The 472-nt window shown below is 67.8% G+C and carries 1 protein-coding gene; it reads right to left on the reverse strand.

The window, feature by feature from the left end; all coding sequences use genetic code 11:
- Positions 1 to 425: alpha/beta fold hydrolase (locus DEQ92_RS22355; protein ID WP_115821800.1), on the reverse strand; the 425-nt coding region annotated here is incomplete at its 3' end.
- Positions 426 to 472: the final 47 nt, after the last annotated feature.

The raw sequence follows: 472 nt of genomic DNA on the forward strand, positions 1-472 counted from the left end.
ACAGCCGTGAGATACGCCCCCGTCAGCGAGGAGGCGACGACCGCCGGGTTCTCGAAGGCGGCGACGAAGTCGCGGACAAACTCCTCGTAGAGCGTCGCGGAGTATCGAAGCGGCGGGCGCTCGGAGGTTCCGAACCCGGGCAGGTCGGGGGCGATCACGTGGTAGTCGGCCGCGAGTTCGTCGAATATCTCGCGGAACTCGCCGTTCGAACCAGCGGCGTTAACGCCGTGCAGTAAGACGAGGTCCGGATCGTCCGTGTCGCCCGCTTCGGCGTACCGGACGTCGATTCCGTTCCACTCGAACGTGCGGTGGTCACCGCCGAGTGCTGGCTCCAGCGGCGGGGCGCGCTGTCTCAGTGCGGCGTTTGCGAGGGCGACGGCTCCCGTCCCGGCGACGAGTGCGCCGGCGACCGATCTGAGCTTCATACCACAACGCACGACCGCGAGGGTAATCAGGCTGCTGGGGCAGCTGG

Source organism: Haloferax sp. Atlit-6N, from assembly GCF_003383195.1.
GTDB classification, from domain to species: Archaea; Halobacteriota; Halobacteria; order Halobacteriales; family Haloferacaceae; genus Haloferax; species Haloferax gibbonsii.